Raw genomic sequence first — 23,495 nt, 5'->3', positions numbered from 1 at the left:
CCACGGCTCCAGATGGCAGGCCAGGAACCGTGGCATTGCCATCATGCCGGTTGCACGCTTTGTCGGTAACGCCAGCGCACGTATTTCCGCAATGTCTCGGTACTCGGTGCCGGGCAGGGCATGCCGTGGCGCGATAGGTCCTCCACGGCATTGCCAAGCGGGATGCGCGAGGGCTCCTCGGCATCTTCTTCGACCAGTTCGGCTGGCATGACCGCCGCCAGGCGGCTGGTCGCCGGCTGCGCCGCGCACTGGCGGCGCCACGCGCGATAGTCGACTGTCTTGACCGACAGTTCCTCGATGGCCGCGATCTGACGGGTCAATTCGCTCAGCTGGAATGACTGCATGCTGGCGAGATTGAAGCTTCGTCCATGAATGTCATCGCGCATGGATAGCTCAACGATGCATGCACTCATGTAATCGACCGGCAGGGAGTTGATGCCGGTATCAACCTCGGGAACACGCTCAAGCCGCAGGCAGGCATCAATGAACAGGCTCCAGGTGTCGCTGGGGTTGCTGGCGCCGCTGTCACGTGCCGCGCCGATATGTGTCGGACGGTAGATCGTATAGGGAATGCCGCGTTCACCGCCGATACGCAACAGGCGTTCGGCGACCCATTTGCTCTGCGCATAGCCCGATGCCAGCCCTCGCCAGTGCTCGGCCAGTTCACTCTCGGTGGTGACGTGTACCCCCGCCGTTTGCGCCAGCGGTATCGTGCTCAGCGTGGATACGTAGTGCACATGCTTGGGCGTGCCTTGTGCGGCAAGCCGCAGAATCTCCTGCGTACCGAGCACGTTGGCGGCCTTGAGGCTTTCGTAGGTATGCAGCGAATTGACCCAGGCGCCGTTGTGGTAGATCACGTCGATCAGGTTGGCCAAGTGATCGAAGCGCGTGCGGTCCTGGCCCAGCAAGGGCAAGGCGAGGTCGCCAGCGATCACCGACACGCGCGCCCGCTCGTACTCATCCAGGCCGAGCTGGCGCATGTTGGCATCCAGCCTGGCTCGCGCATCCGCATCGTCATCACCGCGAACCAGGCAATGCACGACGGCACGGCTGCATTCGAGCAGGCGTACAAGCAGGAATGCGCCGAGAAACCCCGATGCGCCGGTCAGCAGGATATGCTGCGGCTCGTCGCCTTGGCGGGGCGCAGAAGACGCACGGATGGTCTCATCCAACACCAACTCGGCGTCCAAGTCGAGCATGTCATGATCGCGTGACTTATTGGAGCTTATCAACGCGGCCATGTCCTTGAGCACCGGGTGATTGAACAGGTCACGCACGGCGACTGGTTTGTCGAACTGCTCGTGCATGCGCGCAGCCAGCCGGGTGACCAGCAGCGAATGGCCGCCGAGCTCGAAGAAGTGATCATGTCGCCCGATGCGTTCGACACCGAGCAGTTCACCCCACAGCGTGGCGATCGCGTGCTCGGCGACGCCTTGCGGCGGTGCATAGGTGCGTCGTGCGAACGCCTGGTCGCCGGGGGCGGGCAGGGCCTTGCGATCGAGCTTGCCATGCGAGGTCAGCGGCATCGCCTCCATGGCCACGAAAGCCGTGGGCACCATGTATTCGGGCAGGCGCTTGGCGAGGTGTTCGCGTAGCTGCGCAATGGCATTGGCAGCCGGCTTGTCCAGCACGACATAGGCCACCAGTCGCTTGTCGCCGGGTACGTCTTCGCGCGCCAGCACCACACACTCGCGAACCGCGGCGTGGCTCGCCAGATTGGCCTCGATCTCGCCCAGCTCGATGCGAAACCCGCGCAGCTTGACCTGATGATCGTTGCGGCCGAGGAAAACCAGGTTGCCATCGGGAAGGTAGCGCATCAGGTCGCCGCTACGATACATGCGTGCCTGTGGCTTATCATCGAATGGGTCGGAGACGAAGCGCTCCGCATTCAGCGCAGGGCGGTCCAGGTAGCCGCGCGCGACGTTCGCACCCCCGATATACAGCTCGCCGATGCTGCCGCGAGGCACGGGCAGGCCGTGTTCGTCGAGCAAGTACAGGCGAGTATTCCCGATGGGACGCCCTACCGGCACCACGGACAGTTCGCCTGGCTCATCGGGGCAGACCCAGGTGCTGGCACAGACGGTGATCTCGGTGGGGCCATAGGCATTGGCAAGTCTTGCGTAGCGGCTCCAGTGACGAAACAGGCCAGGGCTGGATGCATCGCCCGCAAAGATCAACATTGGGCGGTGCGCCCAGCACGGGGCTTCGGCATGGCCCTGCAGGAACGCCGGTGGCAGCGTGGCATGGGTGATGCGCTGGCGTCCGATGAAGGCCATGAACGCGGATGGGCTCTGCCGTTCGGCGACCGACGGCAGGTACAGCGCCGCACCCGCGGTGAACGCCATCGAGCACTCGAAGATGCTGGCGTCGAAGCCGGCGGAGGCAAACTGGCTGATGCGGCTATCTGCGTCGATACCCAGGCGCTCACCAAGCGAGTGGCCCAGATTGATGATGCCATGGTGCTCGACCATCACACCCTTGGGCGCGCCGGTGGAGCCGGACGTGTAGATCACATACGCCAAGGCCCGGGCATCGAGGCCTGGCACGGCCGGATTGTCGCCTGGCTCATGCTCCCATGCCGATGCCTGATCCATATCGAGCGCCGGCAACCGGCCTCTCGCACCGGCTCCCAGGGCCTCGCGACCGATCTCGTCGCAAAGCAGCAGACGCGGTGTTGCATCGAGGAGGATATGGTCCAGGCGTGCAGAGGCGTACGCCGGATCCAGCGGCACGTACACGCCACCGGCTTTCATGATCGCCAGCAGGCCGACGAACATGGAGACCCCCTTCTCCACACACAATGCTACGCGATCGCCCGGTCGCACAGCCATGCGTGCCAGGTGATGCGCGAGGTGGTTGGCCCGTGCGTTCAGGTCGGCATAGGTCACCTGTTCCTGTTGGCTGACCAGCGCCAGCGAATGCGGCGATTCGTGGGCGTGACGCTCCACCTGTTGATGCAGGCACAACGATTCGACCGCCATATCGGTGCGGTTCCACATTTCTATCAACTGCTCGCGTTCGTCGTCGGCGAGCATCGGGATGCGATGCAGCGGGCGCGTATCGCCAGCAGCCATGGCTTTGAGCACGTTGCGCAGATAGCCGGCGTGGCGTTCGATGGTCGATCGATCGAACAGCGCCGTGGCATAGTTGATGCCGCCCCGGATGTGGCCGTCGGCGTCGCTCAGAATCAACTCCTGGTCGAACTTCACCCAGTCAAAGTCGCCATGCGCCGGTGTGGCGGTCATTCCCGGCAGGTTCCAGGAACCTTCGTCATGGCTCTGCCACGCCAGCAGCACCTGGACCAGCGGTGTGTGGTCGATGCGACGAGGCACCTTGGCCAGCTCCACGATGCGCTCGAAGGGAAGCTCCTGATGTGCCTGGGCATCCAGTGCGATCGTGCGAACGTGGCGTAGCAGTGATGCGACATCGGTGGCCTCATGCAGGTCGATGCGCAGCGGCAGCGTGTTGACGAAAAAGCCGATCAGCGATTCAAGTTCCGGTCGTCCCCGACCGGCCGTCGGCGTGCCGATCACGATGTCGCGCTGCCCGGATAGTCGCGAAAGCACCAGCGCCCACGCGGCCAGCACGATCATGAAAAGCGTCGCGCCGTGGTGCTGCGCGAGCCGCTTGAGATCCTGCGTCAAGTTGGCATCCAGCTCGATCGGAACAAAGGCACCCTCGAACGACTGCCGTGCCGGGCGTGGTCGATCCGTGGGAAGCTCAAGCAAGGATGGCGATCCGGCGAGTTGGTCTTGCCAGAAAGTGACCTGTTCAAGCATGCGTTCGCTGACCAGCCAGCCATGCTCCCATGCCGCATAGTCGGCGTACTGGATCGGCAGTGGGGCCAGCATGTCGGAACGCGAACCCTGTGCCTGGGCATAGCAGGCGCCGAGCTCTCGGGAGAGAATGCCCAGCGACCAGCCGTCGGCCACGATGTGGTGCAAGGTCAGTTGCAATACATGCTGTTGTTCTTCGGTGCGCAGCAGACTGGCGCGAAGCAGCGGCCCTGCCGCCAGATCGAAGGGCCGGTTGCGCTCTCGGGCGAGCAGTATGGTGGCTGCGTCTACACGTTCGCTTGCACCGTAGTGACGAAGATCATGCTGGTGAAGTGCAACCTCGGCATTGCTGTCCAACAGCCGGGCATGCGGCTGGCCGTGTCGCGCGACGAATACCGTGCGCAGACTTTCATGGCGTGCGAACACTTGTTGCAACGCTTCGCGCAGCGCGGGCACATCCAGCGGGCCGTCCAGTTGCACGGCAATCGGGATGTGGTAAGTCGCGCTGTCGCCATCGAGCTGGGCGAGAAACCACAGGCGTTGCTGTGCATGCGACAGGGGTAGCATCTCCCCGCGCGTGGCGCGTGGGATGCCGGTCTGCTGGTGGGGAGTCGAGCGCTGCTGTTGGGCAATGCGTGCGGCCAGATCATGCAATACCGGCCACGCAAACAGGTCGGCCAGTGGCAGGCTGGCACCGAATGCCTGGGCGATGCGGCTGAGCAGGCGTACCGCGATCAGAGAGTGGCCGCCGAGTTCGAAGAACTGATCGCGGCGACCGACTTGGGCGACGCCCAGGAGATCCTGCCAGAGTGCGGCAAGCCTGGTTTCCACATCGCCACGCGGTGCTTCGTAATGGGCGCGGACCAGGGCCTGTTCGTCGGGTGCGGGCAGTGCCTGACGATCGAGCTTGCCATGGGCCGTCAAAGGAATAGCCTCCAGCGTGACGAATGCGGCAGGCACCATGTATGCCGGCAGCGTGGCGGCCAGGTAGGCGTGCCATGTCGCAGGATTGTCATCGGCATGCGAGCCCGCGACGACGTAGGCCACCAGTTGAATCTCGCCTTGCGCGTCGTTGCGTGCGATCACCGCGCACTCGCGCACGCTGGCATGTTCGGCCAGGCGTGCCTCGATTTCACCCAGCTCGATACGGAACCCGCGCAGCTTGACCTGGTGATCGTTGCGACCAAGAAATATCAGGCGGCCATCTGGCAGGTGCCGCGCCAGGTCGCCGGTGCGATACATGCGCGCTCCGGTACGCGTATCGAACGGATCGGCAAGAAAGCGTGCGGCAGTCAGGTCATCGCGCCCCAGATAGCCGCGCGCGATGCTCAAGCCGCCGATGTACAGTTCGCCGGCGACTCCCACCGGCACGGGCTGTCCATGCCCATCGAGCACATAGGTGCGTGCATTGGCGATGGGACGACCAATCGGCACATGGGGCAGTGATGTGGCGATGCTGCCGGCCGGCAGGACCTGTGCGGTGACCACGTGGGTCTCGGTCGGGCCATAGTGGTTGTGCAGGTCGCAGGCCGGCAGACGGGTGAACAGGCGCTGGATCTGCGGCGTGAGGCGCAGTTGCTCCCCTGCTACGATGATCGCGCGCAACTCGGGCAGCAGCGCCGTGCCGTCATCGCGGATATCTTCGGCCGCCTCGGCCAGGGCCTGTAGCGCGATATAGGGCAGGAATACCCGTTGCACGCGTTGGTGGCGCAGCAGCGCGATCAGCTTGCCGAACTGCATGCGCGTGCGTGTATCGACCAGTACCAGGGATGCACCCGCGCACAGGGTGGTAAAGATCTCCTGGAACGCGACGTCGAATCCAAGTGCAGCAAATTGCAGTGTTTTCGGAGCCGGCAAACCGGCCTTTACGGCTTCGGCCAGCTGCCATTGCACGAGGTTGACCAGCGGCCGGTGCGGCATCGCCACACCCTTGGGCGTGCCGGTAGAGCCGGACGTGTAGATGACATAGGCAAGGCTGCTGGCGTCGGTGCCCTCGGGCGATGGAAGGTTCTCTTCGGCCAGGTCGGTGCCATGCATGGCAAGCTCGCCGATATCCACGCAGCGATATCGGGCCAGTGAGGATACCCCGAGCGCTTCATGCCCTGCGGTATCGTGCAGTACCAGCTCGGCACCGGCCTCGGACAGCACCTGACGCAGCCGTTCGCTGGGATAGGACGGGTCCAGCGGTACGTAGCAGGCACCGGCCTTGAGAATGGCCAAAAGTGCGCAGATCATGTCGAAGCCGCGCTCCGCGCACAGGGCGATGCGCGGGTCGCTGCGCACTCCCGTGCCGACCCCCAGCGATCGCAGGTGACGAGCCCATTGATTGGCCCTGGCGTTCAACGCGCCATAGGAGAGTGCCTGGTCGTCGCATATCAATGCCGTGGCCTGCGGCGAGCTGGCTGCGTGCTGCTCGAACAGGCGATGGATAGCATCGACCGAGACAGGATCGACAGCGGTATCGTTCCAGCGCGCGAGCTGGGCCAGCTCGTGGCTATCGGGCAACGGCACGCGCAAGGCCGTAGCCGGATCGGCCACCATGGCCTCCAGGGTCGTGCTCAGGTAACCGATATGGCGGTCGATGGTCGTTTCGTCAAAGAGCGCCGTGGCATAGCCAAGGCCGCCGACGATAGCGTCTTCGGTTTCGTACAGGTGCAGCTCGAGATCGTAGCGAATCGACTCCAGCGACATAGGCGACTGGCTGATCGTCAGACCTGGCAGTTCAAAGCCGGTCTTGTCGTTGCTCTGCCAGGCAAACAACACCTGGAACAGCGGCGAATGATCCAGCCGACGCGAGGGCTTGGCGATGTCCACGATCTGCTCGAACGGAAGATCCTGGTTTTCCTGTGCCGCCAGCGTCGTGCGCCGCACGCGCGACAACAACGTCAGGGCATCGGGTTCGCCCGACAGGTCGATGCGCAAAGGCAAGGTACTGACGAAAAAGCCGATCAAGGGCTCGATTTCGCGCTGGCCGCGATTGGCCGACAAGGTACCGATCATGACATCGTCCTGGCCCGACAGCCTGGCCAGCACCGCGGCCCATGCGGCAGTTACCAGCATATACAGGCTCATGCCATGCTGCTTGCCCAGCTGGCGCAGCCGACGCGTCAGTGCAACGTCCAAGCGTATGGGGCGCATCGCACCGGCAAACGACTGGCGCGACGGTCGCGGATGATCGGTGGGCAGGTGCAGCAGGTCGGGCGCACCATGCAAGGCGTCCTTCCAATACGCGGCCTGGTCACGCAGTCGTTCGCTCGACAGCACGGTATGTTGCCAAGCGGCGTAGTCGGGGTACTGCACACGTAACGCGGGCAGCGGGTCAGCCTGTCCCTGTGCAAACGCGACGTAGAGCGCGTTGATCTCGCGTGCCAGCAGGTTGATCGACCAGCCATCGGAGACGATATGGTGCATGCCCAGCTGAAGTACATGCCGGCGGTCACCCAGGCGAATCACGTTGGCGCGCACCAGCGGGCCATGCTCCATGTCATAAGCCGCGTGCGCATGGTCGTGCTTATATCGGGCCAGCAGCTCATCGGCATGAGGGGATTGGCGCAGGTCATGCACCACCAGCGGAAACGGCGTATGTGCTGGAAGCAGCGACGCGCGCGGCTCGCCGTCGATCGCATGGAAAACGGTGCGCAAGGCTTCATGGCGGTGGAGCAGGCGGTCGAGTGCTTGTTGCAATGCCGGGATGTCCAGCGCGCCCTCCAACTGCAGCACCAGGGAGACATGATAGGTGGCGTTGGCTTGATCGAGCTGGGCCATGAACCACAGCCGTTGCTGTGCATAGGAAAGCGGGATGTGATCGCCGTGCGACACCGCGACGATGGGAGGCAGCGTCGCCGTCCCTGCGCCGTCATGATCGGAGGCGATCGCCTCGGCCAGGGCTGCCAGCGTGGGATGATTGAACAGGCTTGCCAGCGGTAGCGAGACACCGAACTGTTGGGAGACCTTGCCGAGCAGGCGAATCGCGATCAGCGAATGTCCGCCCAGCTCGAAGAAATGATCGTGTCGACCAACGCGTGCCAGGTCCAGCAACTGGCACCACAACTGGGCCAGCGACGCCTCGATGCCATCGCGCGGTGCCTCATAGGCGCGATGCGCGAACGCTGCCTCGTCAGGCTCGGGCAACGCCTTGCGATCGAGTTTGCCGTTGGGCGTCAACGGAAAGGCATCCAGGCGGACAAACGCCGAAGGGATCATGTAGGGCGGCAATTCGACGGCAAGATGCGCGCGCAGGTCGTTGGCGTCCCCGTCGCCCACCACATAAGCGACCAGGCGACGATCATGCGACTCGCCGCGTGCAAGCACCACCGCTTCGTGGACTTGCCGATGGTTGGCCAATCGCGTCTCGATCTCGCCCAGTTCGATGCGGTAGCCGCGAATCTTGACCTGATGGTCATTGCGTCCGAGGAATTCGATGTTGCCATCGGGTAGAAAACGAGCAAGGTCGCCGGTGCGATACATACGTGCATCGGCAACCGGCGAGAATGGATCGCTCAGAAAACGCTCCATGGTGAGCTGGGGGCGATCAAGATAACCACGGGCAACACCCGCGCCGCCGATGTAAAGCTCGCCGACGGCGCCGACCGGCACAGGTTGACGATATGCATCGAGCAGGTAGGCCCGCGTGTTGGCGATCGGGCGTCCGATGCATGACACTTCCATGGGCCGATCCACCGCAAGCATGGTGGCGTTGACCGTGGTTTCGGTGGGGCCATATGCATTGAACAGGGCAGGACGATGGCTCTGGCGACGCAGCCACGCCGAAGCGGCGGCCAGGCTCATGGCGTCGCCGCCGGCACTGACCTGGCGCAGGCAGACGGGTAGTTCCAGCTCCGGTTGGGCCAACGCCAGTTGAGCCCAGAACGTGCTGGGCAGGTTGAGGTACGTGAGCTGGTGGACGGCACAGAACGCGGCGAAGGCGGCCGGCGATTCCAGGCAGGCATCCGTGCGCAATACCAGCGTCGCGCCGGTAAGCAGCGCGGGAAAGATTTCCTCCACGGACATGTCGAACGCAATGGACGCGAACTGCAACAGGCGGTCGTCGGCGGTGAACTGGTAGGCATGCCGCAGTGCGGTGACCTGATGGCATACCTGGCGATGCTCGACCATCACGCCTTTGGGCTGGCCCGTAGAACCGGAGGTGTAGATCACGTAGGCCAGCCGCCGTGAATCCAGGCCTTCTACCTGCGGACGCTCGCGCGACAAACTCGCCCAGGCGAGGGCGGCGCCATCCAGGTCGAGCACTGGCAGTTGGGCCGGCGGCGCTCCCAGTGCCTGGCGACCGGCCCGGTCGGCCAACAGCAGTCGTGGCTGTGCATCGCCCAGCACATAAGCGACGCGCTCAGCCGGATAGGACGGGTCAATCGGCACGTATGCGCCGCCGGCCTTCAGGATCGCGAGCATGGCAACGATGGTTGCCGGTTGTCGCGCGGCGCACAGCGCTACCCGATCGTCCGGGCCCACACCCAGCGCGATCAGGTGCTGTGCCAACTGATTTGCGCGCGCATCGACCTCGGCATAGGTCAGGCTCGTATCCTCGTGCACCAGTGCGATGGCATCGGGTCGCCGTGCGGCCTGCTGCTCGAAGCATGCATGCACGCATGCGTCCTGGGGATAGTCGATAGCCGTTGCATTCCAGGCGTCGAACTGGGCGCGCTCCTGCGGGGTGACGATCGGCAAGCTGTCAAGCGAACTCTGCGGATCGGCGAGAAGCGCCTGCGTGAAGCGCATGAAACGATCTTGCAGCACGGCGATCTCGGCCTGGCTGTAATAGGCGTGGCCAAAGATGAAGAACAGCGATGTCTCTCGGCGATGCAGGTCATCGCGCACGCACAGGCGCAATGGTGTGCTTTCGTAATCGTTCGTGCACTTGAATACAAACGCCGTGACGTCGCCGAACCGGAGCGGTACGCCGCCGTTTTCATACGAGATGGAAAGTTCGTAGAGTTGGTCGCGCTGGCGAGCAAACAAGCCCAGCCCCTTGTTCAATTGCCCGATCGGAAAGCGCTGGTGGCGATAATCCTGGCGCAGCGAAGGCGCGATGGCCTTGAGCAGATCGACGAACGAACCGCGCAGGTCAAAGGCCAGCCGCATGGCCGACACATTGGTGAACATGCCGACAGTCCTGCGGGCGTCGGCATCCTTGCGGTTGAGCACGGATAAGCCGATGACCAGCTCCTCGCGCTGGTGCAGGCGCTGGAAAAAGGCATGGAAGATCGCCAGAACTACCTGAAACCGCGTGGACTGATGGGTGGTGGCCAGGTCGTCGATGCGTGCGTTCAATGCGTCATCGAGGCGCCAGACATGTTCACCGCTGATGGGCGTCTGGTCGTGCACGGCGTGTCGTGCCAAGAGCAGTGGATCGGGAAGATCCCGATACTTTTCATGCCAGTAGTCGCGGTCCTTGGTAAAGCTGGCCGATGCCTGGTAAAGGCGATCCGATTCGACGAATCGGGCATAGGAGGGAGCGGCCAGCTGCGGCTCTTCACCCTGTTCGAGCGCGCTGTACAGGCCCGCGAAGGACTGGAACAACGTATCCATCGCCCAGCCATCGGCGATCAGGTGATGCACGCAGATGAACCATTGATAGTGCGCATCGGCAAGCTTGATCAGTGCATGGCGAAAAAGCGGGGCACCCACCAGGACGAACGGCTGGTTCATGCTGTTGCGCATCCATGTGCGCGCCGAGTCGTCCGGCGACGCATCCTGGGAAAAATCCAGCAACATCAGATCGGCTGGCATATCGGCCATGATTCGCTGGCCTGGCAGGTCGTCGTCGCCGGCCATTAGCATGATACGTAGCGAATCGTGTTTTCTTATGGCCAGATTCAGCGCTTTTTCGAAGCGTTGAATATCCATTGAACCGTGAAAATCCAGATAGCCGCCGATATTGTAGGCGGGAGTACTGCCTTTCATGAGGTGATCATGAAAAATATCCAGCTGCGGGCTGGACAAGGGCAGAACATCCGAGCTTTGCAGCAGCGAGGAGCGCAAGTCTTGAGACGACATGGGGGAGGGCTCTTCCGTTCGGTCGGCGAATCGTAGGGAACCCTCAATTATTTATTGTGACAAGCTCCACTTCAATGATGGTCAGGTTGGTTATCTGTGAAAATCGGGCACAATATTTAGCTTGACATGCTGAAATCATTCGCCAAATTAAATTTAGACGTTCTAAATTTTTATTTGGCGAATGCCACGGGGTGGCCGCCTCTATTGTCAATCCGTGGCCGCTTGCCCTTGTCGGCATGAAGAGCCCTCCGCAAGGCGCCGCTGAGATCCTCTCATCAAAATCGGCGAAGGCCGAAATCTGGAGCCTCCAGCCGCATCAGAGCCGAGTCTCAGGGACTCGGCTGCGGCGGGACGACGGACAGGACGGGTACTGAGGTTGCCCAAAGTCAAACCATCGTAGGTAGCGACGTAACTTCGCGAAGTGGCCTCCCTCTTCGTTGATCGTTACGGGATGTCTCGCTCAAGCTCAGCGCGAAGCATGCACCACGCACTGGCAAGCCGCGACCTGGTCGCGGCTTGCCAGCCTTGAGAGCATCGCCCTGCATTTATGGTGCGGATGCCGGATAAATTCGCCCCGCTGGAACGGCGATAAGCGGCATCATCGTGAGTCGCGGGGGAAACTCAATCCGGAATTTCCGGTTCCACCAATTGTGCCAGCAGGGTCAACGATTCCTGCCAACCCAGGTAGCAAGCCTCGACAGGGATCATGTCGGGGATGCCAGCCTGCTCCACGGATAGCTCGGTGCCGCAAAATACCTTCTTCAGCGTCACGGTGGTGATCATTTCGCCTGGAAGGTTGGGGTCATCGAAGACGTCGGTATAGCGCAGACGCTCGTGTGGCTGAAGTTCGAGATAAGTGCCGCCGAAGGCATGCACCTTGCCGGTCGAGAAGTTGGTGAACGACATCTTGAAACCGCCGCCGACCCTGGCGTCCAGGTGATGCACCTTGCCGGTGAAACCGTGGGGCGGCAACCACTTGGCCATGGCGTCGGCATCAGTGAATGCTTTGTACAGGCGTTCGGGGCTGGCTCGAAGTACGCGGTGCAAGGTAACGGTACCCATGATATGACCTCGTTGAGTGATGGGAGGATGACCCTCATGAGAAGGACGAACGAAGCTTGGATATTTCGACAGGCATCCACACCGTCGATCACATCGAGGCAGCGGATACCCGGTCGGCTTGCCGGCGCCGCTCCCTCCCGTGACGGGGCTTGGCCATCCAGCCTGGGTGGTGAATCCAGCGGGGTCGACCAGCTTGGAAGCGTCGGCAATATGTCGACCATAAGGCGCGGCGCGGGTTTCGAGGCGATGGAGCGAGACCAGGATGCTGTTTTTGGACCTGGAAAGCCATGCTCGCCCGATTGAGCCGGCTGCCATGCCGCTTGGATACAATCAAGCCGTGGCTTGGCGATGCGCAGCTTGTATCATGGACAGAGCCAGATCCGTAGCCTTCGCCACGAAGCAACATGACGGCGACGGCACGCATCACCTGGCATCGCTCCGGTCCGCTCAAAGCACAAATCGGAGCATGATCCCTATCTGCATACTGCGACGAGGCGCCTATCGTGATTATTTCCAGCGGTCATCTGGAAGACCCGCGTGTCATCGATTTGCTTGGCTTTCATTTGCGCAGCATGCATGCCAATTCGCCGGCAGGTAACGTCTTTGCCCTGGATCTGTCTGGTCTGAAGCGACCTGACATAGCGTTTTTTGCCGCCTGGGATGGCGATGAGCTGCTTGGTTGCGGCGCGCTGCGCGAACTGTCCGTGACTCATGGCGAGATCAAGTCGATGCGCACTGCACCTGCGCATTTGCGCAAGGGCGCGGCGACGGCATTGCTGCAACATATGATCGCGCTGGCGCAGCAACGTGGTTACGAAAGGCTCAGCCTGGAAACGGGGTCTGGCGAATCCTTCCAGGCTGCCATTGCGATGTATCGGCGTTTTGGTTTCGCCAACGGAGCCCCGTTCGGCGATTACGTTGCCAGTGACTTCAACCAGTTCTTCCATCTCGTGCTAACGCCGGAGGGCGCGCGAGCCTCAAGTGATGACTGACCGGCACAGTTAGCGTAATGTCCGGGCACCCAGGCCGTCCTTGGCTTGAACCAAAGCCTCGCGCCTTGCACGCGGGCTTGTTTCAGTCTGTTGCTTCAGGCGTGGCCTGCCGCGCGGCGGCGTCATCGAGCGCATCTTCCAGGCGATCGTTGCCCCAGTACATGTCGTTACCGACGAAAAACATGGGGGCGCCGAAAATGCCCCGCGCCTTGGCCTGTTCGGTGCGCTCGCGCAAGCGTTGCTTCACCTCGTCGCTACCGGCTTGCTGAAGGATCTGCTCCACGGGCAGCCCGAGTTCGGACAACGCCTCGCTGACCGCCTGTACCGTGTCGATGTCACGGTCCTCGGCAAAGTTCATGCGCATGACACGGCGGCAATAGGCGGCCATCCAGGGCTGGTCTTCACCGAGCAGCGCCACGCGCATGGGTAGCAGTGCTCGTCGCGGAAACTGGCTGGGTTGTCGCCAGGCAAGCCCATATTTCAGGCATTGCCGCGGCATGTCCTGCCAGACATAGCGGCCTTTGGCTTCCTGTAGCACAAAGGGTGAATTATCCCAGCCGAAGCTATGAAAAATAGGGCCAAGAAGGAATGGGCGCCATTGAACGGTCACGCCGCGCGCGGCAGCTTCCTGCTCGATGCGCATGACGCTCAGATAGCTGTAGTTGCTGCCGAATTCGAACCAGCATTCGATCATGGAAAGCTCCGTCGTCAAGAATCAATCGAGAAGGACAAGGCAGCGCGCTTCGATGCTCAGCCGCGGCGGTGCATCCTTGGGTGCGTCCGGGTGCGCGAACGCTGCATGCGGGACGAATCGCGATACGCCACTGAGCCTGGAATCGTACTGCTTGAAGACCAACGCTTCGGGGCGATCCATGGCCGAGTAATACCACCACTGATGGCGAGCCGAGCGGGTGGCCAGGTAGATTTCTCCGTTGCGGCGCGGATAGCGCACTTCGGCCTGAATCAGGTCGCCCGCGTCCACGCTGCGTGCATCGCACACGGCCAGTGGAGTGTCCAATACCGGCCCGCGCAGGGAACGCCATACATTGACGATGCAATAGCGCGAGGATCGGTGGCGATTGAGGTCCTGGCCGAGCACCAGGCCAAGGCGACGCTGACCGGATGCTTCGGTGTAATCGGTATGGATGCGGGCGTTCGGTCCGGCGGTCTGGCCGCGCCTGGCGCGGCCGAAGTTCAGCGACTGGTCGTCAGGTTGGCGCTGGCGTACGAGATGGTCGAATACGAAGGCATGGCGACCGCCGGTCGAAACCAGGGCCAGCTCTTCGAGCTCGGGGTAGTAGACGCGCCGAATTTCATCGTCGTCGTCATGGTTTTGCAGTTGGGTCGGGGCATCCCATAGCTCGAAGCCATCGCGGTGCAACGATGGTTGCATGTCCCGCTTGCGGGCATCGCCGATGCTCATGGTCGCATCATCGAATTCGCCGCTTTCCCACGGCGTGCCGGCTGGCGGCTCATAAGCGTATTGGATGGGCGTCGCATCGCCCGGCACCAGGTAGCTCAACGTCGCTTGCACGATGGGCGGCGAGGGCATGAACCATTTTTGTGCGCCATGCATTGAGGGAATATGCGCTGTGTCTGGTGCGGATAGTTCGGGTTTGATCGACATGCGAGCTCCAGCACACGCCGCAGATGGCGTGTGCGGTTATTGGGCACCGATCACGGCGGCGCCTCAAACGCAAAACATGCGCATCTGGCATGCGTCCGGCGCATGCCAGAACCCGGGTTTCAGGTGATGCCGGCCTCGGCGAGCAGCCACGAGACGACGGCGAGCACGCCGTCGCGGTGTGGCCGGTTGTCCTGGAGCAGCCAGTAGGCGTGATCAGTCCCTTGGGGTTTGCCTGGCGTGTCCAACAACTGCAACTGGCCGCCTTCCAGCCATGATCCGAGCAAGGGTATGCGCCCCAGGGCAATACCCTGGCCAGCCAGGGCCGAATGCACCACCTGATCGTACTGGGTGAAACGCAGTATCGCCTTGGGCCGCACCTTCCAACTGCGGGCCTGCAGCCAGTCGCGCCACTGCAACCAGGGTCGCCTGGCGTCGTCATATTCCAGCAATACCGAGCCATCGAGGTCATCGGGTGATTGCAGGTGATGCCGCCCTGGCTGGGTGCTTGCCACGGGCGCGATCTGCTCATCGAACAGTCGCCTCGCCCCGTTGGGCGCATCGGCGCTGGCGCAATAGCGTATGGCCAGGTCGACATCGTCGACATCGAGGTTCACCAGGCGATTGCTCGCCGCCACGCGCAAATCGATGGCCGGGTGTTGCTGCTGGAAACGCCCCAGTCTGGGCAGCAGCCACAAGGAGGTCAGCCCGATGCTGGCGCTTACCGTGACTGGCTGGGGGATGTTCGTGGCGGATATCGACGTCACCGCCTGTTGCAGCTGCCGCAAGGCGGCATCAGCTTCGCGAAACAATCGCTCGCCTTCGGCGGTAAACGTCACCGCGCGATGACCTCGTTGCAGCAGTTTCACACCCAGGCGTTGTTCGAGCGCCTGTACCTGCCGGCTTACCGCCGACTGGCTCAGGCATAGCTCGTGTGCTGCCTGGGTAATGCTCATATGCCTGCCCACGGCGACGAAGCCGCGCAGCGGCTCCATCAGGGCGTTCAATGGCAACAGGTTAGCTGGCATGCGTTGGCCTCATGCGAGCGGAAAGGCTAGCAGCCTGGAAGCAAAAGTGTGAGCGGCCCAGCGCTGAGGCATGCGCCCGAGTCGCAGGAAAATACGATGTCGCGGACATGCCTGGTGTATGCAGGAGTGCTATCTTTCGAGCTTCGCCGTGCGACGGTGAAGGACTTGGCTGCGCCAGGTTTTCAAGAACAGGGGATGTAACGCATGGCTGGGCTTTGGAAACGGGTAGTTGCCCTGCTGGGTAAGGATACCGTGAGACCTGAGGTCGCCGCTCCGCACGCGAACACCGATCATCAACCGGTGACGTCGTGGGACGAAGGCTATGCAGCGCGCGTGCGTGCCTATGTCGAGCACATCGGCAAGCTGCCGGATGATCTCCTGAAACTCGGCCATCTCGTGGGTACCTGGCCAGGCGGCGGCCTGCATGCGATCCGTGCAAACAAGCTGTCCGAAGATGCCTGGGTCTACACCACCTTTGGCCTGACCAATACGGATATGCCAACGAAGGTCGCGTCTTCGGACCTGGTCGCCGGGCAAGATCCCTTGGGGCGCCTGGATCGGGCCTCTGCCACCTTGCAATCCAGGTCCGGCGTGGACGCGCCTGCCGGTCGCGCCGGCTACGGCTACGAACTCATGGTGCTGGCACACGAAGATGCCGAATGGCCGTTGTGGGTGCTGCAGTGGGTGGCGCAAGCCGAGCTGCTGCATGATGCGGGCATACTCCAGCGCGTCCATGATTATGACGGGCTGACCGTAGAGAATATCCAGGTTGGTGCGCAGGACCATGTGCATTTGCTGATTGCCCATGCGCAAGACGTATTGCCTACGGCAATCGAGTTGCCGCACGGCCGAATGGAGTGGCTCATTGCCACCGTCATCACCGATACCGAGATGCAATGGTCGAAAGAGCACGGCCGGCGTGCCTTGCTCGAGCGTCTGGCGGCCGCGGGTACAGGCCAGTTCAGCGCGCGTGATCGCGCGTCGGTCGTGGAGCCGCCCGCACCGCCGGATTTCTCCGATGTGTCCTCACGCCAGCAACTGGAAGAACTGGCGGCAGAAGGCTTGCTTGAAAAAGTCCTGCTGTTTCCACCGGAGCTGGGCGGCGATGACGTGCCGGCCAACACCTGCTTTGTGTCCACGGCGGCCAGGAAAGCCAAGCAGAAGATCGATCACGACGTGGTCGAACTCTTGCGCACCGGTCATGTGAATCGATACACCGCATCCCCGGCATATCGGGGGCAGAGTTTCGTGCCGGCGACCATTGCCATCAAGGCATGGAGTGATGGCCAGCCGCCTGCTCTGGAACTGATCGTGGATGTGTGGTGATGGTTGACGGCGGCCAGCCGCCGGGAGTTGACGACCGGGCTTATCTGTATATACTCACTATGCACAGTGAGTATCCGTCCATGCATGAGTGACGAACTGGTTCTGTCCAGTCACTCCAGCACGCCGATGTATGCGCAGATCGTCGAGCAGGTGGTGGCAAAGGTGATGGCGGGCCAATGGCCTGCAGGGTATCTGTTGCCTTCGATTCGCGAACTGGCCAGTAACAGCCAGGTCAGCGTGATCACGGTCAAACGTGCCTACATGGAGCTTGAGCATGCCGGGATCATCGTGACCCAGCATGGCAAGGGCTCCTTCGTTGCCGATCGGCCCGAAGCGTCACGATCCATGCTGGAAGCGGAGTTTCGTACCCAGTTGACGGGACTGATCGCCACGGCGAGGAAACTGGGATTGGAACCCAGGCAAGTACGCAAGCGGGTGGATGAAGCCTTGCTTCAACCCTCCGACACATCTTAAACGTCCAGGGCGGCTCCCAAGGGGGGATATCGCATGTCTTTGGCCATCGCACTTCATGGCGTCAGAAAGCAGTACGGTGAATTTGCGTTGCACGACGTTGCGTTGACGTTGCCCCTGGGGCAGGTCATGGGGCTGGTAGGCGTCAATGGCGCTGGTAAATCCACCTTGATGCGCCTGCTTGTCGGCCTGGTTCGGGCAGACAGTGGCACGGTCGATGTATTGGGCAAACCCATGCCCGACGCCCAGGTCGAGGTGAAGCAGCAGATCGGCTATGCCTCCGACGATATACGTCTGTATCGCGGACAGAGCCTGCGATGGCATATGGACCTGATCGGCCAGATCTATCCGGCATGGGATGAAACGTATGCGCAAGATCTGCTTTCCCGCTTCGACCTGCGTGCCTCGCAGAAGCTTGGCGGCTTTTCACACGGACAACGCGTCAAGGCGCTGCTGCTACTGATCTTTGCCCGCCACCCGCGCCTGCTGCTGCTGGACGAGCCGACTACCGGCCTCGACCCCGTGGCTCGCGCCGAAGTGCTGGGTGCATTGGCCGACGTGCTCCGCGACGAGGAGCGATCGGTCCTGTTCTCTTCGCATAACACCGCCGACATTGAGCAACTGGCCGATAGCATTACGTTTTTGCACGGCGGCCGCGTGGTCGCCAGCGACGACAGAGAATCCTTCCTCGACCGTTGGCGACGCATTCTGTGTCGCGGTTCGATCGACACATGGCTCGGTGAAGATCCTGGCATCGCCTCGATCCGTGAAAGCGCGCCATTCATCGAAATCAAGACCCACGCCTTTGATGAGTCGTTCCTGCATGGGCTGCGGCACAGAGGCCTGGAGATCGTGTCGGTCGAGCCAATGGCGTTGGAAGACATCTTCGTAACGACCGTTCGCCGGGGAGCAAACCCATGAGCCGCGCACGCATGATCGCCTTGCTGGTCATCAAGGACTGGCAGGTCTACCAGAAGCAACTGGCCGGCTACGTGGCTGGCATGGTGCTGGCACTGGGCCTGATCGGCACGGGCAAGCCCTGGGCATCGTCGGCTGGCGCGCTGTTGTTGCTGGTGTTGCAGGTCGTGGTGGGATCATTCGCGATCCAGAGTTCGCTGTTGACCGAGCGCAAGCAGCAGACGCTCGCCTTCATCATGAGCCTGCCGGTGTCTCCGATGGATGTGTACTGGGGCAAGCTGCTGGCCAATCTGGCGATTTACATGTTGCCCTTCTCGCTGGTGACCGGTGGCATGGTGGCCATGATCATGTTGACCGCGATCCCGGATGGTTCCCTTGTCTGGATGTTGTTGACCGCGATGTTCCTGTTCGCCAGTTTCAGCGCCTCGCTGTGTTTTGCCATCGTAGTGGAATCGGAAGGCTGGAATACCTTCATGATGCTGGCGCTGATGACGTTGCTCGGCCCATTCATGTACCTGGTCGCTCAGCTCGATGGCATCGCACCATTCATCCGTGGCGACCGGGTTGTCTGGAGCCCAGCGGCGCTAGGTGTGCTCGCGGCAGAATGCGCGGCGATCGCCATCGCGATAGGCCTGACCAGCTGGTTACAGAAGCGCAAGACCTCCTTCCTCTAGGAAACCGGCCCATGCCAGACGCGCGGCGGATTCATGCCATGGATAACCTGCGGGCGCTAGCCATGCTCGCGGGTGTCATCTTCCATGCTGCTCTGGCTTATAGCCCGATGGTCCACGGCATCTGGCCCGTGGCGGACAGGCAAAGCTCAAACGCAATCGACGCCATTGCCTGGTGGCTGCATATGTTTCGCATGCCGTTGTTCTTTGTGGTGGCAGGCTTCTTTGCGGCCATGCTGGTTGCCAGGCGAGGGCTCTGGAACATGTTCCGCTCACGGCTGCGCCGCATCCTGGTGCCGCTGGTCGTGGGCTTGCCCATCGTATGGAGCAGTACTTACTGGCTCACCGTATTGGCTGCCCGCACGGTGCGTTATCCATCGCCGATGCTGGCATGGATACGGCGCTACGCGTCGAATCATGGAAGCGTGCCGTTCATTCCCGGGCTCGCACACCTGTGGTTTCTCGCATATTTGATGCTGTTTACCATTCTGGTCTGGGTGGTTTCCACGATGGAAACCGGGCGCTGGCACGCACGCATGAAGACACGAAAAGCGTCGTGGTTGATCGCATGGCTGCTCCCCTTGGTGTTATCGCTGGCGCTCGGCGCAACCAGTCAACCCTTTCCCGCGCCCGAATCCCTGCTTCCCCAGCTATGGGCGGTGATTTTCTTTGGTGCGTATTTCGGGCTCGGCTACCATCTTTATCTCTATCGGGCGTTCATCGACGACATCAAGACCCTGGCGCCCTGGTTGTTCATCGCCGCCATGGTGGCCTACGTCGTACTGCATGGGAGCTGGAGTCACGCCGATATGCACGATGACGCGATCAAGGCGGCGCTCGAGTCGTGCGTTGGATGTTGGTTGACACTTTGCTGCCTGGTGGCCGGCTGGACATGGCTCGATATATCGAACCGGCTTCTACGATGGCTGGCGGATGCATCGTATTGGGTATACCTGGTGCACCTGCCGATACTCCTTGGCGTGCAGTATGGCCTGCTCGACCTGGAATGGCACTGGAGCCTCAAGCTGGTCGTGTCGGTACTGCTGACCTTGCTTGTTTGCCTGGCAAGTTATTCCTTGTTGGTTGCCAGGACAGGGCTGCGTCGTTGGGTGGGCGGCGGCCAGCCGTCAATCGGTAAGCAAGGGCGTAACGTTCTTTCTGCCTCTCCGATCTGAAGAGACCCAAGAGCCTGTCGCGAAGGTTTTCCAAGCCTGTACATTCTCCCTTTGAACGGCGCATGCTTTGGCCGATGCGCATGATGCGGCTCTCCCTGGGTCGCATGCGCGAAGCGTCTGCCCCGTCCCCAAGGAGCCACACGTGAAAAAACTCATCAATGACCCGCTGCATGTCGTGCAGGACATGGTTGAAGGCCTGGTGGCCGCCGATGGCCGCCTTTCCCGCGTGGAAGGACACAACGTCATCGTACGCAGTGACCATGCGGCGCATGCGTCAGCCGGAAAGGTCGCGATTATCTCGGGAGGAGGCGCAGGACATGAGCCTGCGCACGCCGGCTATGTCGGTGAAGGCATGTTGACGGCAGCCGTCATCGGCGAAGTTTTCACTTCACCCAGTGTGGATGCTGTACTGGCGGCCTTGCGTACGGTTACCGGACCTGCCGGGACCTTGATGATCGTGAAGAATTACACGGGAGATCGCCTCAACTTCGGGCTTGCTGCTGAAATTGCCCGCGCTTCGGGGCTGCGTGTTGAGATGGTCGTGGTCGGTGATGACGTAGCACTCGAAGCAACAGGAGCCGTCGGGCGGCGCGGAATCGCCGGCACCGTCTTCGTGCACAAGGTGGCCGGTGCCGCGGCAGCTGCGGGCTTGTCGCTTGCCGAGGTAGTCAACGAAGCGAGTGCGGCCAGCCATAACGTATTCAGTATGGGGCTCGGCCTGGGACCGTGCATCGTTCCGGCCGCAGGAAAAGCCGGATTCGAGCTGGGCGCCGACGAAGTCGAATATGGCCTGGGTATTCATGGCGAGAAGGGAACGCAACGCGGGCATGTCGAAGTCGCCGATGCCATGGTCGATACGATGATGGATCGCCTGCTTGCATCCAGCCAGTTGCGTGCAGGTGATAAGGTCGCGGTATTGATCAATAACCTGGGAGGTAGCGCGGTGCAGGAGTTGGCGATTGTCAATCGCCATGTGCTTGCTCGCCTGCACCAGGCCGGCATCGCTGCAGAAGCTTCATGGGCGGGTACCTTTCTCAGTGCGCTTGAAATGCCCGGTTGCTCGGTGTCCTTGCTGCGACTCGATCCGTCCAGGCTTGAGCGGCTTCTTGCGCCAACGGCAGCGGCTGCCTGGACTACCGCGACGCATCCGGCTTCAACGCCGCCGGTCAAAGCGCCTGCGACGGATGACCTGCATGCGGGTGATTCCGCGCTTGTTGGACCGACGTGGGCGCAACCTGCCGACGCAGATCGCTTCGTGGCCTGCCTGCATGGCGTCGCAGCGGCGCTACGTGAGGCGGAAAGTGAGTTGACGGAGCTCGATTCGATCGTTGGCGATGGCGATATCGGCCTGAGCCTGAGTCGTGGTGTCAACGCGATGCTCGATGCGCTCCCTGCGCTGGATGCATCCCATCCTGCGTCTGTGCTGGCTGCGTTGTCGGGCATTCTTCGCCGCGTGATCGGTGGAACGTCAGGGCCTCTGTATGCTGTATTCATGTTGCGCGCGGCAGTGACGCTTTCGGCATCGTCCAGTGCCAGCGACATCGATGCCTGGCGGGATGCTTTTCGTGCGGGGGTGGAAGGCGTGCAGGATCTCGGTGGCGGGCGCGCTGGTGATCGCACCATGCTCGACGCGCTCATCCCCGCCGCGGATGCGATCGCCGAAGCGGCCGGCCGGGCGATGGCTGTCGCATCGGTGGCCCATGCGGCCGCTGATGCAGCACAAGCGGGCGCACAAGCCACCAGTCAGATGTCCCCCCGCCTGGGCCGCTCTTCGTACCTGGGCGATCGCACCCGTGGTCATGCCGATCCCGGTGCGGTCGCCGTGGCACTGTGGTTGGCCGCGATTGCCGAGACCCTGGGTGCGTGAGTTCGGGGCGTGGGCAGTTGACGTATCCCGCGTCCCTCCGGTCGTCAAAGACCTTGCCGTACGGATTCATCCGCACATGATGGCTATCGAAACCCCGAGCCGTGACCGAAGTCGCTCCTGCAACGCCACAAAGGCACGATGCGTCTCCAGGGTGGAGCAAATTCATCGGCGAAGCCATCTGCGATCCATTCGCAGGTGGTGGCTGTCGAAACCATCAAGCCTCGCCCCCATCGCGACCTGCATCGGCCACTACAAAGCCACTCCTTCGAGACCCTGTCCGCCCACCACACCACATCGCTTGAACGAATCGCTGCCGTGCCGTCACGGCTGCCCGCCGGCGCGTATTGTTGCATCGTTGATGGCACGCACCTTGGATTCGTCCACTTTCTCGATCTTGCGGTCATAGGTGTACAAGCCGTTGTGCTCGCCCTCGACGTCGGTGATCTGGGTATAGACACTGCCAGATACGCCGACCGACGGGCCCTTGTCGCGTAGCACCGCGGTGTTGGCGACATAGCCATCGGTCAGCGCGTCGCTGTCCTTGACCGCGCCATAGGGATTGATGGGGGTATTGGGCCATACATGACCGGGCACGCCCAACGTCAGGCCGCCGTGTTCACCGTCGATCGCCGCGCGCTCGGCATCCGGGCTGGGCAGGCCGGGGCCTTGATAGTCATGGACGTCGTAGACATCGCCCGCATGCGGATCACCCTTGGTATCGCAACAGTTGGCGCCGCTGCGTGCATCCACCAGGCGTGACGGGTCAAGCTGCTTGATCTGCGCGGCCAGTTCGCCCGCCGCCGGGATGCTCCATCGGCCCCAGCCTTCGTTGAACGCAATCCAGCCGATGATCGAGGTTTCTCCCTTGAGCTGCTTGACGATGGCAGAGACGTCGTCGCGGAATTGCGTCTTGTCCGCGTCGCTCAGCGCATCGTTGTGTCCGTTCGAGAGTGCCGGCATATACTGCCAGACCATCAGGCCGATGCGATCGGCCCAGTAATACCAGCGCGCCGGTTCCACCTTGATGTGCTTGCGGATGGTATTGAAGCCCAGGTCCTTGGTTTTCTGTATGTCGAATTTCAGGGCGGCGTCGGTGGGTGCGGTGTAGATGCCGTCGGGCCAGTAGCCCTGGTCCAGCGTGGCGAGCAGGAATGTCGGCTTGCCATTCAACACGATGCGATTGCGACCGTCGACTTTTGCGATGGCAATGCTGCGCAAGCCCGCATAGCTGGTGACGTCGTCACGCTGTTTGCCTTGTATCAACGTGGCCTTGAAGGTGTACAGAAACGGGTCCTGCGGGCTCCACAGGTGAGGGTGAGCGATAGCCAGGTGCAGTGGCTGGCTCGCGGGCCCGGTTGCTGCGCCCACCGGCTTGCCGCCGGCTTACGCGTCAACATGTTTGGCAGATAAGTCATGGTGTCAACTTCCCAATGCAAATGTGCGCGATAAAAATCGGCACAGGTGATCCCCTGTTTGATCACTGCTCGCGGATTCGTGGTCTCAAGACGGCACTCGTCCTCCTGCTTTTTGGATCGATCTAAAATTTCGACAACCGGAAGGCGGCCATCCCT

13 protein-coding genes are annotated in these 23,495 nt (G+C 62.0%); 7 read left to right on the top strand and 6 right to left on the bottom strand.

Going from position 1 to position 23,495, the window contains the following annotated elements; translation table 11 throughout:
- Positions 1–41: 41 nt before the first annotated feature.
- Both VF436_RS02815 and VF436_RS02810 read right to left on the bottom strand, forming a co-directional pair.
- The gene (locus tag VF436_RS02815; protein ID WP_330902458.1) at positions 42–10,790 is read right to left on the bottom strand and encodes an amino acid adenylation domain-containing protein; all 10,749 of its coding nucleotides are present in this window, start codon (positions 10,788–10,790) and stop codon (positions 42–44) included.
- Between the two features lie 621 nt (positions 10,791–11,411).
- Positions 11,412–11,852: an SRPBCC family protein gene (locus VF436_RS02810; protein WP_330902457.1), complete on the bottom strand. Its 441-nt coding sequence runs from the start codon at positions 11,850–11,852 to the stop codon at positions 11,412–11,414.
- A gap of 503 nt (positions 11,853–12,355) precedes the next feature.
- On the opposite strand from VF436_RS02810, the gene VF436_RS02805 reads away from it, so the two are divergent.
- The gene (locus VF436_RS02805) at positions 12,356–12,844 is read left to right on the top strand and encodes a GNAT family N-acetyltransferase (RefSeq protein WP_330902456.1); all 489 of its coding nucleotides are present in this window, start codon (positions 12,356–12,358) and stop codon (positions 12,842–12,844) included.
- Between the two features lie 82 nt (positions 12,845–12,926).
- Here VF436_RS02805 and VF436_RS02800 read toward each other — a convergent pair whose 3' ends face one another.
- The 3 genes from VF436_RS02800 to VF436_RS02790 all read right to left on the bottom strand — a co-directional run bounded on the left by VF436_RS02800 (position 12,927) and on the right by VF436_RS02790 (position 15,496).
- Positions 12,927–13,538: a 2-hydroxychromene-2-carboxylate isomerase gene (locus tag VF436_RS02800; RefSeq protein WP_330902455.1), complete on the bottom strand. Its 612-nt coding sequence runs from the start codon at positions 13,536–13,538 to the stop codon at positions 12,927–12,929.
- Positions 13,539–13,559: 21 nt separating this feature from the next.
- Positions 13,560–14,471 carry a CmcJ/NvfI family oxidoreductase gene (locus tag VF436_RS02795; RefSeq protein ID WP_330902454.1) on the bottom strand — a complete coding sequence of 304 codons (912 nt, stop codon included), beginning with the start codon at positions 14,469–14,471 and terminating at the stop codon, positions 13,560–13,562.
- Positions 14,472–14,590: 119 nt separating this feature from the next.
- Complete coding sequence (locus VF436_RS02790; RefSeq protein ID WP_330902453.1) at positions 14,591–15,496, bottom strand: LysR substrate-binding domain-containing protein; 906 nt, start codon at positions 15,494–15,496, stop codon at positions 14,591–14,593.
- Positions 15,497–15,700: 204 nt separating this feature from the next.
- Between VF436_RS02790 and VF436_RS02785 the strand changes: the two genes are divergently transcribed.
- From VF436_RS02785 to dhaL, 6 genes are all read left to right on the top strand, one after another.
- A complete protein-coding gene (locus VF436_RS02785) occupies positions 15,701–16,822 on the top strand; it encodes a suppressor of fused domain protein (protein ID WP_330902452.1) in 1,122 nt (373 codons plus the stop codon).
- Between the two features lie 84 nt (positions 16,823–16,906).
- Positions 16,907–17,296 carry a GntR family transcriptional regulator gene (locus VF436_RS02780; protein ID WP_330902451.1) on the top strand — a complete coding sequence of 130 codons (390 nt, stop codon included), beginning with the start codon at positions 16,907–16,909 and terminating at the stop codon, positions 17,294–17,296.
- Positions 17,297–17,329: 33 nt separating this feature from the next.
- Positions 17,330–18,214, top strand: coding sequence for an ABC transporter ATP-binding protein (locus tag VF436_RS02775; RefSeq protein ID WP_330902450.1), 885 nt, complete (start codon positions 17,330–17,332; stop codon positions 18,212–18,214).
- The gene (locus VF436_RS02770; protein ID WP_330902449.1) at positions 18,211–18,885 is read left to right on the top strand and encodes a hypothetical protein; all 675 of its coding nucleotides are present in this window, start codon (positions 18,211–18,213) and stop codon (positions 18,883–18,885) included. The genes VF436_RS02775 and VF436_RS02770 overlap by 4 nt, the downstream gene beginning before the upstream one ends.
- A gap of 38 nt (positions 18,886–18,923) precedes the next feature.
- A complete protein-coding gene (locus VF436_RS02765; protein ID WP_330902448.1) occupies positions 18,924–20,057 on the top strand; it encodes an acyltransferase family protein in 1,134 nt (377 codons plus the stop codon).
- A gap of 142 nt (positions 20,058–20,199) precedes the next feature.
- The gene (gene dhaL / locus VF436_RS02760) at positions 20,200–21,924 is read left to right on the top strand and encodes a dihydroxyacetone kinase subunit DhaL (RefSeq protein WP_330902447.1); all 1,725 of its coding nucleotides are present in this window, start codon (positions 20,200–20,202) and stop codon (positions 21,922–21,924) included.
- 321 nt (positions 21,925–22,245) lie between these two features.
- On the opposite strand, the gene VF436_RS02755 is transcribed toward dhaL, so the two are convergent.
- Entirely contained in the window at positions 22,246–23,292 is a 1,047-nt protein-coding gene (locus VF436_RS02755; RefSeq protein ID WP_330902446.1) for a glycoside hydrolase family 2 TIM barrel-domain containing protein, read from the bottom strand.
- Positions 23,293–23,495 lie beyond the last annotated feature (203 nt).

The organism is Dyella sp., from assembly GCF_036384435.1.
Lineage (GTDB): Bacteria > Pseudomonadota > Gammaproteobacteria > Xanthomonadales > Rhodanobacteraceae > GSA-30.
The sequence above is the reverse complement of the archived record's forward strand: the minus strand, read 5'-3'. Positions and strand labels throughout refer to the sequence as shown.

Bases quoted from the DNA above. Each gene is read 5' to 3' on its own strand.
- VF436_RS02815 (WP_330902458.1), bottom strand. From the start codon at position 10,790: ATGTCGTCTCAAGACTTGCGCTCCTCGCTGCTGCAAAGCTCGGATGTT.
- VF436_RS02810 (WP_330902457.1), bottom strand. From the start codon at position 11,852: ATGGGTACCGTTACCTTGCACCGCGTACTTCGAGCCAGCCCCGAACGC.
- VF436_RS02800 (WP_330902455.1), bottom strand. From the start codon at position 13,538: ATGATCGAATGCTGGTTCGAATTCGGCAGCAACTACAGCTATCTGAGC.
- VF436_RS02795 (WP_330902454.1), bottom strand. From the start codon at position 14,471: ATGTCGATCAAACCCGAACTATCCGCACCAGACACAGCGCATATTCCC.
- VF436_RS02790 (WP_330902453.1), bottom strand. From the start codon at position 15,496: ATGCCAGCTAACCTGTTGCCATTGAACGCCCTGATGGAGCCGCTGCGC.
- VF436_RS02785 (WP_330902452.1), top strand. From the start codon at position 15,701: ATGGCTGGGCTTTGGAAACGGGTAGTTGCCCTGCTGGGTAAGGATACC.
- VF436_RS02780 (WP_330902451.1), top strand. From the start codon at position 16,907: ATGAGTGACGAACTGGTTCTGTCCAGTCACTCCAGCACGCCGATGTAT.
- VF436_RS02775 (WP_330902450.1), top strand. From the start codon at position 17,330: ATGTCTTTGGCCATCGCACTTCATGGCGTCAGAAAGCAGTACGGTGAA.
- VF436_RS02770 (WP_330902449.1), top strand. From the start codon at position 18,211: ATGAGCCGCGCACGCATGATCGCCTTGCTGGTCATCAAGGACTGGCAG.
- VF436_RS02765 (WP_330902448.1), top strand. From the start codon at position 18,924: ATGGATAACCTGCGGGCGCTAGCCATGCTCGCGGGTGTCATCTTCCAT.